Here is a 13,570-nt window from a genome sequence, read left to right on the forward strand (position 1 = left end):
ACCACGCGCCGACGCGCGGTGCTGACCAACGATTTTCCCTGATGAACACCGCCGGACCCAAACCGAAGCAGCATTGATGTAACAGCGTCTAGCATATCCCGAGTAGGCCTGTCACAATGTGCGGTCATGCAGGCACGGTCGGCACTCTTCGACCTGTACGGCGACCACCTCCGTCCCCGGGGCGGCCGGGCACCGGTCGCCGCCCTGGTCAAACTGCTCGCACCACTCGGTATCGCGCCCCCAGCCGTGCGTACCGCGGTCTCCCGGATGGTGCGACAGGGCTGGTTGGACCCGCTCCGACTCGCCTCCGGACCGGGCTACGCGATCACCCCGAAGGCGGCCCGCCGACTCGACGAGGCCGCGTCCCGGATCTACCGCACCGCCCGGACCGGTTGGGACGGCCGGTTCGACCTGATCGTGCTCGACGCGCCGAGTGGTCGCCGGGAGCGGCAGCGACTCGCCACGACCCTGCGTTTCCTCGGCTACGGCACCCTCGACGAACAGACCTGGATCGCCACCCGGGCGGCCGAGGACACCGACGCCGTGCTGGCCGAGGCCGGCGTCCGGTACGAGCGGTTCAGCGCCGCCCACGCCGCCGGCACGCCGGGCGCGGTGGCCATGGTCCGTCGCGCCTGGGACCTCGCCGAGATCGGCCAGGCGTACGAGGACTTCGTCGCCGAGCAGCGCCCCCTGCTGGCCACGGTCAACGCACGCAGTGGCGACGAGGAGGCGTACGCGGCACGATTCCGACTGGTGCACGCGTGGCGTACCTTCCTGTTCAAGGATCCGCAGTTGCCCCCGGCCCTGCTGCCCGAGCGCTGGCCCGGCACCAGCGCCGCCAGTTTCTTCGACCGACACGCGGCCCGGCTCCGCCCGGCCGCCGACCGGTACGTGGAGCAGTGCCTCGAACTGGGCCACCGCGCCGTACGACAGAAGGGTCGTTAGACACGTGACCGAGCCGCTCCTGGTCGACCGCACCGACGCCGTCGTCACCCTGACGCTGAACCGCCCGACGGCCATGAACGCGCTCGACGTCGCGCTCAAGGAGGCCCTGCGCGACACCCTCGCCGAGCTGGAGACCGACCGGACCTGCCGGGCGGTGGTGCTCGCCGGCGCGGGCGGGCAGTTCAGCGCCGGCCAGGACCTGCGGGAACACGTGGAGACCCTGGAGTCGACCAAGGGCGACCCGTTGGCCACGGTCGGCGCGCACTACAACCCGATCGCCGCCCGCCTGGCCAACCTGCCCAAGCCGGTGGTCGCGGCGGTACGTGGCATGGCCGCCGGCGCCGGAGCGTCGCTGGCCTTCCTCGCCGACATCCGGATCGGTGGGCCGAGGACCAAGTTCCTGATGGCCTTCGCCAAGGTCGGGCTGGCCGCCGACACCGGCGCCTCCTGGACCCTGCCCCGGCTGGTCGGTCACGCCAAGGCGGTCGAGCTGCTGATGCTGGCCGAGCCGGTGGGTGCCGAGGAGGCCCGGCAGCTGGGGCTGCTCAACCAGCTCGTGGCGGACGACGAGCAGGTGCTGCCGACCGCCCAGGAGCTCGCCGCCCGGCTGGCCGCCGGCCCGACCGTCGCGTACGGGGCGATCAAGCGCCAGCTTTCCATCGCCGACGCGGGCACGCTCGCCGACGCGCTGGCCGCCGAGGCGCAGGCGCAGACGATCTGCGGGGGCACCGCCGACCACCGCGCCGCCACCCACGCCTTCGTGCGCAAGGAGCAGCCGGTCTACGAGGGGCGCTGAGCCTCCCGCCCGCCCCGTCGGGCGCTCCCGGATCGGGGCAGGTCGGGCCCGACCCGGCGCGGGGCACCCCGACCTGCCGCGATCAGAGTGGGTCATGAGTCAGCGGGCAACGTAACCGCCGTCGATCGGGACGGTGTGGCCGGTGATCCAGGCGGCGTCGTCGGAGGCGAGGAAGGCGACCACCCCGGCGATGTCCTCCGGGGTGGGGATGCCGGGCTTCGGGTTGAACGACTCCATCTCCCGGCGCATCTGCGCCGGGTCCGGGGCGTTCTCGATGAAACGCTCGACCAGCGGGGTCATCACCACGGTCGGGGCGACCGCGTTGATCCGGATGCCGCGCGCCGCGTACTCGACGGCCGCCGACCGGGTCAGCCCGACGATCCCGGCCTTGGTGAAGGTGTACGGCGAGATGTTCTCCTGGGCCGCCAACGCGGTAGTCGACGAGGTGTTCACGATCGCCCCGCCACCACCGTGCAGCATCGCCTCGATGCCGTACTTGAGCACGTGGAAGACACCGTCGCCGTTGATCCGCCGGACCCGCTCCCAGTTGTCCAGGTCCATCTCGTGCAGTGGCTGCTGTTTGCCGTCGATGCCGGCGTTGTTGAAAATCACGTCGATCCGGCCGTACCGCTGGACCGCCTCGGCGACGCCCTGCTCGACCGAGCTGGCGTCACCGGTGTCGACGGTCACCGCCACGGCGTCCGGCAGCTCGGCCGCGACCCGTGTGGCACCTTCGGTGTCGATGTCGGCGATCACCACGCGGGCCCCCTCGGCGGCGAACCGCCGGGCGGCGGCGGCCCCCAGCCCGGACGCGCCACCGGTGACGAAGACGACCCTGTCCTGGAACCGCATCGGCGCCCCCTCTTCCCGCGCCACGCGCTTCCGGCGCGAGGCCGCGTACTGGGAAGCCGGCGACGCGCCGGCTCCGCACCGGCCCGTTACCCGCGCCGCAGGACGCTAGTCGTCCTCCTCCGGGTCCTGGTTGGCCTCGGCGCCCAGCACGAACGCCTGCATGGCCAGTTCGTCCCCGCTGGGCGAGACGTACGCGGGCAGTTCCCGGGGGCCCAGCTCGTGCACGTACGACCAGAAGATCCGCACCGCCTCGGCCGGGTTGGCCGCCTCGATCGGCAGGTCCAGGCTGACCAGCCAGGTCCGCCGGGGCGGCGGTGGCCCGAGCCGGTCGGCCAGGCCACGCCACCGGTCGACGGCGAGCGGGGTGACCGGGCCGTCGAGCACCAGCCTGTCGACCGGCAACGGCTCGTCGAAGACCCGCCGGGCGTACGTCACCACCAGCGGCGTCTCCGCGTCGTCGGCGCCCGGGTCGTCCGGGTCCGGTTCGGTCCCCACGCCGGCCTCGACGCGGCCGAGGGCGACCAGCGACGGCGGTTCCCCGTCGACGACCACCGCGACCGGGTCGCCGGGAACCGGCCGGTGCGCGGTCTCCAGCCCGGTCAGCTCCAGCGTGTCGTGGTGGACCAGCCGCTCGGCGTCGTACCGGTCGGCGGGCAACAGCACCGCCCAGGCGCGGTCGGTGTCGGTCATGTCCGTCATCCCATCACGCCGCCGGGGCGAGGACGACGTGACAGCCGGCGAGGTGGTCGTCGACCATGCCGGTGGCCTGCATCAACGCGTACGCGGTGGTCGGCCCGACGAAGCGGAAGCCGTGCTTCTTGAGCGCCCTGGCCAACGCGGTCGACTCCGGCGTCACCGCCGGCACGTCGGCCAGCCGGCCGGGCCGGATCGACCGGGCGGGCGGCGCGAAGGACCAGAGCAGCGCGGAGAGCCCCTCGGGCAGGTCGAGCGCGGCCCGCGCGTTGGCGATCGCCGCCTCGATCTTGGCCCGGTTGCGGACGATGCCCGCGTCGCCGAGGAGTCGGGTCACGTCGGCCTCGCCGTAGCCGGCGACGGTGGTGATCCGGAAGTCGTCGAAGGCCCGCCGGAACGCCGCGCGCTTGCGCAGGATGGTCAGCCAGGAGAGGCCGGACTGGAACGCCTCCAGCGTGATCCGCTCGTAGAGCGCGTCGTCACCGCGCAGCGGTCGGCCCCACTCCCCGTCGTGGTAGGCCGCGTAGTCCGGGGTGCCGGCACCCCAACCGCAGCGGGCCAGCCCGTCGGCACCGGTCACCAGGTCGTTCACGGCATCCACCGTAGGTCACCCTGCTCCGGACCGTTGCCTCGGCCCGCCGGGCTGTCCCTTCGATCAGGCGATTCCGCCATCGCGCGCCGAAACGTCCTCAGCCTCGACCGGCCAGTAGCGGGTGCCGCGCACGATCTCGAGAACCGACAACATGGCGCCACGCAGTGCCGGGGTAACCGCAATGGCGCACCGTGATCGAGTTGAGTGTGGGCTTCCGTCAGCATCCATGACGACCGCACCTGCTTCGTGCGCGATGACGGCGCCAGCCGCGGTGTCCCATGTTCCGTTCCAGATGCTGATGCTGGCATCGAGAGAACCTTCTGCGACGAAGGCCAGTTCGATGGCCGTCGAGCCCAACCGGCGCAGCCCCTGGGCGCGAGTGGTCAACTCGCGATCCAGCTCCCGGCACAACAGATCATCGATCTCCGGCTGGGGTCCGCCGTAATCGGTGAGCGCAACCAACGCCTTGGACAGATCGGCCGTCGCGGAAACCCGTAGACGCGCACCGTCGCGATAGGCACCGCCAGCACGCGTGGCCCAGTACCGACGCGCGAGGAACGGCACTGCGATCACGCCGAGAATCGGAAAGCCGTCGTGCACCAGGCCAAGCGAGATCGAGCTCAGCGGCAAACCGTGGCTGAAATTGGTGGTGCCGTCGATGGGGTCGAGCACCCAGTAGGTGTCGGGGTCACCCACTGCGCCGGTCTCCTCGCCGAGAAAGCCGATATCTGTGGCCCCCTGGGACAACGCGGCGTGCACGAGGCGTTCGACGGCGACGTCGACATCCGTCACGATCTCGTGGGCGTCCTTCTGCCGAACAGCGGTGAAGGGATTTGTCAGGACATAGTCGACTGCCTTGTCGATGGCGTCATGCGCGACCGGCAACAGCGCATCAGGATCAGGCCGTGGCATGAGCTGACGCAACTAAGTATCCCTGTCCTTTTCCGGCAGACACAGCGCTCACTCGCCGCCTCCTGGGGTGCCGATCTCGATCATCCGCTGCACCGAAGCCGGCGCCCGCACCGCGACGTCAGGATCCACATGTACCTCGTCGGTCCCGTCGCGCAGTGCCCGCAGCAGAGCAGCCGGCATGACCATCTTCGTGAACCGGAGCGTTCCCGAGAGCCAATGCTCGCTTGGCCTTCCTGCCGGCCAGCATCGCTGCTGGTCAGTTGTACCGGCGGTCCTGTGGCCTGTCAACGAATCCATTCGTCGTCACGACGCGGTCACGGACGGTGCGGCAGGGCGAGGGCCGACGCAGGGCGAGGCTTCCGACAAGACGGCGGTGGCCACGTCTCGTGAGCGCCGGCGCCGGGAGGCCCAATCCTGCCTCAGCCATCCTGGTGCCAGAGAAATGGCGCCCACAGCGCTCGCGAGGATCCCGTGCGCAACGTCCTGACTCTGTTGCCGAGCTCCTGCCCCGCCCTTTCGTCCTGCCCCGCATTCTGCGCGAGCCAGGTGACCATCTCGACTTCCAGGACATCCGCCATCAGGTCGTAACCAGGCCAGTCGAGCACGTCGAAGCCGTAACTGTCCGCGAACTCCCGATACTCGCCGACCGAGTGCCATCCGAGCCGGTCGTAGTAGAGCGCGGCGGGTACGAGATCCAGCTCGCGCGGCCCCACCGCCACTGTGCCCAGATCGCCCAGCACCGGCCTGCCACGGCGATCCCGGAAGACGTTGCACACATTCGCGTCGCCATGGACGACACCCGGCCGGAGTGCGAACGCCAGCCGTGTGTACCTGTTCGCCAGTCGGTCCAGCAGAGCACCGATGAACAACTTGTCCTCGTTGGCCAGCGCCGTCGCGTTCGCGAGAAAGCGATGCGCTCGGCGGAACGGGTCCGCACGCGGCATCGCGACGTCGGCAGGCGGTTCCAGAGCGTGCAACTGCCGGAGCAGGGACGCCAACTCCGCCGGGGTGCCGTAGCTGATCTCGTCTCCCACCGACTCCCACAGCGTCACGAAATGGTCGCCGACGCGCAGCGGCTGAGCTATCTCAAGCGGACGAACCGTGGGAACCGACGTCCCGGCCAGCCATCTGGCGACCTTGATCTCTCGCTCGGCCTCGGCCGCGCGCGCGTCCCCCCGCCCGACTCGCGCCACCACAGTTCGCGCGGAAAGCCAGAAAACCGCGTTCTCACCGAGGCGGATCAACTCCCCGCCGGAGGTGCACACGTGATTCGTCGAGCACGCCTCCCGCAGAATCAGCCACGCGCGCTCTGCGTCGAATGAGTCGTTCGGGACCCGTGCCATAAAACGCTCCTTGTCGGTTCGCCACGCTTCCGCGATTTCGCCATGCGCACGCGCATCGCGTTGCCGCGAGGGCAACGCTCAGGGTCACGTCGATGACGCCGGAAGGCGCCCGCTGTGTTCGGCACGCACGGAAACGGTAAGGCAGGCGCTCCATCGGGCAGGCACCGATATTCGAGGACTCCGAAAATGTGTCGCCTTTTCCGCTTGATTGATGGAATCGTCGATACTAGATGGATAAATGGCAGACCAGCACAATTTGTGCTGATCTAAGTCGGAATCTCCCGTCACAGAAGGCGGTGGGCTACCGGTCCCACCGCCTGGTTCGACCACCGGACGGGCGTTGTCGATAATGGACGTTGCCACCCTGACGATGTTGAGGCAGGCTCGTTCTGCCGCACGGGAACTGGCCTGGGCGCAGATGGTCGAGAACCGTGGGAGCCCGCCCGGGACAGCGGGCCGATGCCCACTGTGCTTGACGGCCAGACAGGCACGTTGCCACCCTTGGCACCTAGGGGCACGAGGAGCTTTTCATGGGTGACACCAGACTCAAGAACGGCAGCCTCACGGTAGCTCCCTCGCACCTGGAAAAGATGGCGCGCCTGTTCCGGGCCCCGGTCATCGCGTCGCTTTCCACAGTGAGTCCAGCCGGGCAGCCGCAGTCCAGTCCCCTGTGGGTCAAATTCGACGATGGCCAGCTCCTGTTCTCCACAGCGGCGAACCGGCTGAAGGTCCGCTACATGCTGATCAATCCCCGGGTGAGCCTTCTGGCGTGGGATCCGGAGGTCCCGGGCAGCTACATCGAAGTACGCGGCACTGCCTCGATGTCGCCTGAGGGTGCGATGGAGTTGATCGACGAACTGTCGCTCGCTTACCGCGGCACGCACTGGGTCCCCCAGCCGGGCGAGACGCGGGTCTTGGTTCGGGTGAACCCGACGAAGACCTTCTCGCGGGCCTGACGTCCGCTCCACAAGGCACCGTCACCGCACAGGAAGGGCACGTGCGGCGGCCGGCCTGACGTCCACTCCACAGGCAACGCCGCCATACGAGGAGGGCACGTGCGACGCACGATAAGAGCAGTGCTGTTTGATGTCGACGACACGCTCATCGACTACGCAGGTGCGGAGTATGACGGGATCGTCAGTTACCTCCGCTCTCTAGGGGTGGAGGTCGATATCAATGTTGCAGCGGCCAGGTTCGGGGAGCTGCAGGAGTTTCACTTCAAGCGCTTCCTCGCCGGCCGAACCGACTACGTGGGGCAGGCGCGCTCGCTCGCAAAGGACATGATTGCCTGGATGAAAGTGCGCTCGACGGGTGATCCGTACCGCTGGTTCCTGGGTTATCGCGAGCGTTACGAAGCGTCGCTGCGGCTCTTCCCCGATGTCCTTGATGGGCTCGCCTCGCTGGGCAACGTGCCCTTGGGAATCGTGAGCAACAGCGACACCGCCTTTTCGCGGGTCAAGCTCCAGCGGGTCGGCCTGCTCTCCCGGTTCAACTGTGTTGTCGGCGTCGACGCGGCGGGCGTGTCGAAACCGCACCCCCGCATCTTCCACACGGGCTGCGCGGCGTTGGGGTACCCACCGGCTGTGACCGCGTATGTGGGCGACAACAAGCTTGGAGACGCAGTTGCTGCCGACGCGGCCGGCCTGCTTGGTGTGTGGGTCAACAGGTCCGGTGCCGGTGGAGACGGGCTGACCGACCTCCGGCAGCTAGCTGCGACGCTGGAGCTGGATTCCGGCCCGGCCGCAACGCCTCCGCAACGACAAGGTCGGCCGGATTGGCGGAAACCGCTCGCGCCACACTCCGTTTGACGTCGCTGTCGAGCAGTTCCGCCCAGTTGCCGGAGACAGAGATGATTGGAGAACCCGCCATGGATGATCCCCCATCCCCGAAAGACCGCCCCAGGAGCTTTCGTGAATACCTGGGCCGTCTGGATGAGCTCGGAGACCTGCGGAGGATCGAGTGGGAGGTGGACACTGCGTTCGAAATCGGCGCGGTCACACGCCACAGCAGCGAGGTCTGCGCACCGGTTCCGCTGTTCACCAACATTCGCGGACACAGCGGGTATCGCATGGCGGGGGCGCCCCTCGCTTACAGTTCCTCCGCCGAAACCCGGATGGCCCGGGTAGCGATCGCACTCGGGCTGCCTCCGACGACCCCCGGCGGACGCATCGTCGAAGTACTCGCTGCGGCGATGCACCGGGAGCCCATCGCACCAGTTGTCGTGGACGACGCGCCGTGCCAGGAGAATGTGCTGGTCGGCGATGCGGCGGACCTGACGGGTCTACCGAGCCCGTTGCTGCATGTCGGAGACGGTGGCCCTTATGTCAACACCATAGGCATCTTCGTGGTCGCCAGCCCGGACCGGAAATGGACGAACTGGTCGGTCGCCCGGGCGATGCTGATCGACGGCAAGCGGATGACCGGCATCGTCAGTGCCAACCAGCACAACAACGTGATCCGTCGGATGTGGCAGCAACGCGGTGAGCCGATGCCGTTCGCACTTGTTCAGGGCCCCGAGCCAAGCGCGATGTTCGTCGGCGGTATGCCGCTGCCCGACGGGGTGGACGAAGCAGGTTTCCTCGGTGGACTGTTCGGCGAGCCGATGAAGACCGTGCGCTGCAAGACCGTGGATCTCGAGGTTCCCGCATCTGCCGAGCTGGTCATCGAGGGCTACCTGGCCAACGATGAGACCTGGCTTGAGGGGCCTACTGGCGAATACCACGGATATCTGCCGAATGTACGCAAACAGCGCCCCGTGTACCACGTCACCGCGATCACTCACCGGGACGAGCCGATCCTTCCCGTCGTCTGCGCTGGCAAACCGGTTGACGAGGACCACACGATCTGCGGCCCCGGAATCGCAGCTGTCCTGCTGGAGGAGTTGCGTCGCGTCAACCTGCCAGCCATGTCAGCCTGGGTCGTCCCAGAAAGCGCCTGCACCCTGCTGGCCGTTCGCGTCTCTCCGGACTGGGCGCAGCTCACGGGGCTGACCTCGATCGACCTCGCGCGACGCATCCTCGATGTCTGTAAGGCTCCGGACGCCGCTCACGCCGGATGGTGGATCAACAGGCTGATGGTCGTCGACCACGACATCGACCTCACCGACATGCGCGACCTGCTCTGGGCCTGGTCCACCCGGTGCCATCCGGTCACCGGCCGGGTGATCGTCATGGACCAGCCGATCCCGGCCGGCGTCGTGTTCTATTCGGACGCGGAACGCAGCGCGGCACGCGGTCCGGTCGAAGTGTTGGACTGCCTACTGCCCATCGGAGACAAAGCGCCGCGCAGCACCGCCTTCTCCGTCAACTTTCCCCCGGACCTGCAGCGGCGGGTGCTACAGAGGTTGACCGACTGACGCCCGCCTGGCCCGGTCAGGGCAGGCGGCCCTGTTCGACGAGGCGGCCGAACTTCCGCAGCGCCCCGGTCAGGCTGACCTTCGAGCCGGGCCAGAGCACCGGCCAGGCGACCCGCCCGGCCGCGCCACCGGGCAGGTGGAACCACTCGTGCCACACCACCTGGGTCCGGCCGCCCTGCATCGGGGTGCAGCGCAGCACGCCAGGGCCGCGCAGCAGCCGCCCGCAGTGCACCACACCCACCTCGTACGGCGCGTCGACCCGGACCACCCGCATCTCGTCGCGGAGCGCGGCAGGCCCGATCGCGGTGACCGCCTCGATCAGGCTCCCCTCGCCGCCGTCCCCCTCGACGACGCGAACCCTGGTGAACGGGATCCACTCCGACTGGCGTTCCCACGCGGTGAAGGCGGCGAAGACCCGCTCGGCGGGCGCGTCGACGATCACCGTCGCGGTGACCTCGCCGGCGCCGGGCTGGGCGGCCTCCCGCAGCTCCTCCGAGCCTCCCGGTGCGCTCACGCCGTCTCCGACCGTACGACCGCGTCGGGTTGGCCGGCCGGGCGGCGGTCCGTTCCGGCGTCGTCCGTGTCGCCGGCCTCCTCCGTGCCCCCACCGGCGTCGGGGGTGGTGGCGGTGTCGGCCGGGGAGTCCGCGTCGGCCGGCACGGGACCGGCGGGCGGGGTGCCGTCGGCGGCGACCGGGGCACCGGCCAGGGAAGCCAGTCGGGTGTCCCGCAGTTCGTCGGCCTCGGCCGTACGTCCCTCCCGCAAGGCGGCGACCTCCGCTTCCAGCACCCCGATCAACTCGGACTTGTACCCGATGTCGTAGGCCGCCCGGCGCAACGCCTGGTCGACCTGGTCCATCCGGTACCCCCGCAGTGCGGTGTCGAAACGAACCCCGCCGATGTCCGGCTCGGCGAGCGGACGACCGCCGGGCAGCGGCACCGCCCGACCGTCCGGCTCGACCGGGACCAGGCCCGGATCACGACCGGTGACCAGAACCGTCACACCGAACACCACCGCCGCGACGGTCAACGCCACGACCAGCAGGAGCAGAAGCTGACCCATGCACAGATCGTGGCATGACGATCGCCGTCGGGCGACCCCCGGACCACATCGTGCCGTCGATCAACCCGGACGGGGACCTCGGCACGCCGGCATGCGGCGGACCGGCTAGCGTCGGCACGGTCGGTTACGGGCGGGGTTCGGGAGGCGACATGGCCAGGACGCTGCGGCTCGGTGCGCGTACGTTCGCCCCGGGCGAGCTGGTGGTGATGGCGATCGTCAACCGCACCCCGGACTCGTTCTTCGACCGGGGCGCGACCTACGCCGCCGACAGTGCCCTGCGGGCCGTGGAGCGGGCGGTAGCCGAGGGCGCCGAGATCATCGACATCGGCGGGGTGAAGGCCGGCCCCGGCGACGAGGTGGACGTCGCCGAGGAGATCCGCCGTACGGTCGACACCATCGCCGCCGTCCGCCGCGCCTTCCCGGACGTGGTCATCTCGATCGACACCTGGCGGGCCGAGGTGGCGGTGGAGGCGGTGGCCGCCGGGGCGGACCTGCTCAACGACACCTGGTCCGGGGCGGATCCGGCGTTGGCCCGGGTCGCCGCCGAGACCGGCGCGGGACTGGTCTGCTCGCACGCCGGTGGGCTGGCGCCGCGCACCCGGCCGCATCGGGCCGCCTTCGAGGACGTGGTGGCCGACGTGCTGACCACGGTGACCGGGCTGGCCGACCGGGCGGTGGCGCTCGGGGTGCGTGCCGACGGCATCCTCATCGACCCGGCGCACGACTTCGGCAAGAACACCCGTCACTCGCTGGAGATCACCCGACGGCTCGACGAGCTGGCCGGGACCGGGTGGCCGCTGCTGGTCGCCCTGTCGAACAAGGACTTCGTCGGCGAGACCCTCGACCTGCCGGTGGCCGAACGGCTGGAGGGGACGCTCGCCGCCACCGCCGTGTCGGCCTGGCTGGGCGCGCGGGTGTTCCGGGCGCACCAGGTGCGACAGACCCGGCGGGTGCTGGACATGGTGGCCTCGATCCGGGGGGACCGCCCGCCCACCCTCACCCGACGCGGCCTGGCCTGAGCCGGACCGCGCGGCCGGTCGCCGGTCAGGTCCAGCGCAGAATGTTCCGCCGCCAGGCGTAGAGGATGCCGAGCGCCAGCACGGCCACGAAGATGCCCATCTCGGCGACGGTGACCAGGCCGAATCCGGGCCGGTCGAAGACCACCGCCCAGGGGAAGAGGAAGACCGCCTCGACGGCGAAGAGCACGTACAGGTACGCGTAGACGTAGTAGCGGATCTGCATCTGGGCCCAGTCGCCGCCCACCGGGTCGAGGCCGCACTCATAGCTGGCGCGCTTGCCCGGGGGATCAGCCGGACGGGCGGGACGTAACACCCGATTGGCGGAGAACGCCACTACGAAGAAGAGGACGCTCGCGGCCAGCAACAGCCCGAGCGTCGCGTACGAGCCCAGGTATCCACCCACGATCCGACAGCCTACCGGCCACCCGCCGACCGAACCCGTTACGCAACTGTTTCCCCGAGGAACAGTGTCGTGCGACAACTGTTACCGAATAATGAACCCTCACCCACTGTGACCGGAGGAGAGATGACGCGCCCCGACGCACGCCCCGGTGAGCGCCTCCGTCACCGATGGGTGGTGGCCGCGCTGTCGGTCTCGCTGACCGTCGGCGGAGCCGCCGCGGCGGCCGTGTCCCCGCGCCTGGCCACCGCCGCACCGGTCTCCGCCGGGCAGGCGTACGCGCCGGTCACCGAGCCGGTCGAGAACGGCGACCCGGAGCCGCCGACGGATCCACCCGCCCCGACCGAGCCGGCGCCCACCACCGCGCCGCCGACCGAGGAGCCGCCGGGCGAGACGCCACCGCCGCCGACCACCGCCGCACCCGATCCACTACCCACGGTTACCACTGCCGGACCCCTGCCCACCGCCACCCGGACCTCGACGCCCCCGCCCCTGCCGACCCACTCCGCGCCGACGGCGTCCGCCCCGGGCCAGCCGGCCCCCGCCCGGCTCGGCGTCCGGGTCACCACCGGGGACGTCCACCTGACCGCCGGGTACTGGAACGCGACGAGCACCACGGCCACCCTCCGGGTCACCGTGACCAACACCGGCGGCGTGACCGGCCAGCTCGGTCTGGCGTACACCCTGCCGGCGGGGGTCACCGACGCCGGCACGCCGGGGTGCGCGCCGGCCGGTGACCGCAGCTACCGGTGCGGTGCATGGACGACCGCGCCGGGCGCGCGGTTCAGCAGCGTGATCCGGGTCCGGGTCAGCGGGGACGCCTGGCGGCAGATGCCGCTCGGCGGCACCGTCTCGGTCACCGCGACCGCGCCGGACGAGGCTGGTCCGGTCCGCGACGACGAGGGCTTCGTGGTCCTCTTCCCGCCCGGCCCGCCGGTGCCCGGCATCGCGCTGGAGACCGACGAGGTGGCCTTCGACATCGGTGGCGGGCCGAGCACGCTGGAGGTCCGGCTCGGCAACACCGGCGCGGTGGACGCGGCCGGCCTGGTCGAGGTGGTCCTGCCCGACGGCGTGAGCGTGACCGGACCACCGGACGGCTGCACGTCCCAACCGGCCACCGGGCGCACCCGGTGCGACACGGGGACGGTGGCGGCCGGCCGGACGGCCGTCCTGCGGCTGCCGGTGGTCGCGACCCCGGAGGCGCAGCGTCGGGCACCGCTCTCCGGGGGCGCGGTCGGCCAACTCGACCCGCGCCACGGCCAGAGCCTCCGGGTGCAGATGAGCTTCCGGATCACCGCCGCCGCCGCGCTGACCCCGGTGGCCGGGGTGCCCCAGCCGACCGGCTCGCAGGGCGTCCTCACCGGTTCGACCAGAGGTTCGGGCCCGGACGACGGATTGAGTTCGGCGCAGCAGACGGCGATCATCCTCATCGTCGTCTCCGGTCTTCTGGTGGCTCTCGCGCTGACGCTGGCGACCACGTCACTGCGTCGACGGTCGACCGGACCGCCGGGTGGGGCGACCGGAACCGGCGACAGCTCCAAGTGATCTTCGTCGATCGAGTGACGGATGCCCGACCGGTGATTTCGATTACGGCCCTAGCC

General features: G+C 70.2%; 16 protein-coding genes. 7 read left to right on the forward strand and 9 right to left on the reverse strand.

Going from position 1 to position 13,570, the window contains the following annotated elements:
- Window positions 1-126 precede the first annotated feature (126 nt).
- Both GA0070618_RS06600 and GA0070618_RS06605 read left to right on the forward strand, forming a co-directional pair.
- Complete coding sequence (locus GA0070618_RS06600) at window positions 127-945, forward strand: PaaX family transcriptional regulator (protein WP_088980846.1); 819 nt, start codon at window positions 127-129, stop codon at window positions 943-945.
- 4 nt (window positions 946-949) lie between these two features.
- Window positions 950-1,741 carry an enoyl-CoA hydratase-related protein gene (locus GA0070618_RS06605; protein ID WP_088980847.1) on the forward strand — a complete coding sequence of 264 codons (792 nt, stop codon included), beginning with the start codon at window positions 950-952 and terminating at the stop codon, window positions 1,739-1,741.
- A 99-nt stretch (window positions 1,742-1,840) separates the two neighbouring features.
- Here GA0070618_RS06605 and GA0070618_RS06610 read toward each other — a convergent pair whose 3' ends face one another.
- From GA0070618_RS06610 to GA0070618_RS06635, 6 genes are all read right to left on the reverse strand, one after another.
- Window positions 1,841-2,593 carry an SDR family NAD(P)-dependent oxidoreductase gene (locus GA0070618_RS06610; RefSeq protein WP_088980848.1) on the reverse strand — a complete coding sequence of 251 codons (753 nt, stop codon included), beginning with the start codon at window positions 2,591-2,593 and terminating at the stop codon, window positions 1,841-1,843.
- A gap of 105 nt (window positions 2,594-2,698) precedes the next feature.
- Entirely contained in the window at window positions 2,699-3,292 is a 594-nt protein-coding gene (locus GA0070618_RS06615; RefSeq protein ID WP_088980849.1) for a hypothetical protein, read from the reverse strand.
- A gap of 4 nt (window positions 3,293-3,296) precedes the next feature.
- Window positions 3,297-3,878, reverse strand: a complete 582-nt coding sequence (locus GA0070618_RS06620) for a DNA-3-methyladenine glycosylase I (RefSeq protein ID WP_088980850.1) — start codon at window positions 3,876-3,878, stop codon at window positions 3,297-3,299.
- Between the two features lie 63 nt (window positions 3,879-3,941).
- The gene (locus GA0070618_RS06625) at window positions 3,942-4,802 is read right to left on the reverse strand and encodes an inositol monophosphatase family protein (RefSeq protein ID WP_197701729.1); all 861 of its coding nucleotides are present in this window, start codon (window positions 4,800-4,802) and stop codon (window positions 3,942-3,944) included.
- Window positions 4,803-4,838: 36 nt separating this feature from the next.
- The gene (locus GA0070618_RS35140) at window positions 4,839-4,970 is read right to left on the reverse strand and encodes a hypothetical protein (protein ID WP_269148477.1); all 132 of its coding nucleotides are present in this window, start codon (window positions 4,968-4,970) and stop codon (window positions 4,839-4,841) included.
- Between the two features lie 239 nt (window positions 4,971-5,209).
- Entirely contained in the window at window positions 5,210-6,133 is a 924-nt protein-coding gene (locus GA0070618_RS06635) for an aminoglycoside phosphotransferase family protein (RefSeq protein ID WP_088980853.1), read from the reverse strand.
- A 530-nt stretch (window positions 6,134-6,663) separates the two neighbouring features.
- Between GA0070618_RS06635 and GA0070618_RS06640 the strand changes: the two genes are divergently transcribed.
- The 3 genes from GA0070618_RS06640 to GA0070618_RS06650 all read left to right on the forward strand — a co-directional run bounded on the left by GA0070618_RS06640 (window position 6,664) and on the right by GA0070618_RS06650 (window position 9,488).
- Window positions 6,664-7,089, forward strand: a complete 426-nt coding sequence (locus tag GA0070618_RS06640) for a PPOX class F420-dependent oxidoreductase (protein ID WP_088980854.1) — start codon at window positions 6,664-6,666, stop codon at window positions 7,087-7,089.
- Window positions 7,090-7,188: 99 nt separating this feature from the next.
- Entirely contained in the window at window positions 7,189-7,941 is a 753-nt protein-coding gene (locus GA0070618_RS06645; RefSeq protein ID WP_157748919.1) for an HAD family hydrolase, read from the forward strand.
- 59 nt (window positions 7,942-8,000) lie between these two features.
- Window positions 8,001-9,488, forward strand: a complete 1,488-nt coding sequence (locus GA0070618_RS06650) for a UbiD family decarboxylase (RefSeq protein ID WP_157748920.1) — start codon at window positions 8,001-8,003, stop codon at window positions 9,486-9,488.
- A gap of 16 nt (window positions 9,489-9,504) precedes the next feature.
- On the opposite strand, the gene GA0070618_RS06655 is transcribed toward GA0070618_RS06650, so the two are convergent.
- Together GA0070618_RS06655 and GA0070618_RS06660 are read right to left on the reverse strand one after the other, a co-directional pair.
- Window positions 9,505-10,002 carry an SRPBCC family protein gene (locus tag GA0070618_RS06655; RefSeq protein WP_088980857.1) on the reverse strand — a complete coding sequence of 166 codons (498 nt, stop codon included), beginning with the start codon at window positions 10,000-10,002 and terminating at the stop codon, window positions 9,505-9,507.
- Window positions 9,999-10,550, reverse strand: a complete 552-nt coding sequence (locus tag GA0070618_RS06660; RefSeq protein WP_088980858.1) for a DivIVA domain-containing protein — start codon at window positions 10,548-10,550, stop codon at window positions 9,999-10,001. Before GA0070618_RS06660 ends, GA0070618_RS06655 begins: the two co-directional genes overlap by 4 nt.
- A gap of 149 nt (window positions 10,551-10,699) precedes the next feature.
- Here GA0070618_RS06660 and folP point away from each other — a divergent pair, with 149 nt between their 5' ends.
- Entirely contained in the window at window positions 10,700-11,569 is an 870-nt protein-coding gene (folP, locus tag GA0070618_RS06665; protein WP_088985333.1) for a dihydropteroate synthase, read from the forward strand.
- A gap of 25 nt (window positions 11,570-11,594) precedes the next feature.
- Here folP and ndhC read toward each other — a convergent pair whose 3' ends face one another.
- Window positions 11,595-11,972, reverse strand: coding sequence for an NADH-quinone oxidoreductase subunit A (gene ndhC, locus GA0070618_RS06670; protein ID WP_088980859.1), 378 nt, complete (start codon window positions 11,970-11,972; stop codon window positions 11,595-11,597).
- A gap of 123 nt (window positions 11,973-12,095) precedes the next feature.
- Here ndhC and GA0070618_RS33315 point away from each other — a divergent pair, with 123 nt between their 5' ends.
- Complete coding sequence (locus tag GA0070618_RS33315) at window positions 12,096-13,514, forward strand: hypothetical protein (RefSeq protein WP_143740510.1); 1,419 nt, start codon at window positions 12,096-12,098, stop codon at window positions 13,512-13,514.
- Window positions 13,515-13,570 lie beyond the last annotated feature (56 nt).

It is taken from the genome of Micromonospora echinospora (assembly GCF_900091495.1).
GTDB lineage: Bacteria > Actinomycetota > Actinomycetes > Mycobacteriales > Micromonosporaceae > Micromonospora > Micromonospora echinospora.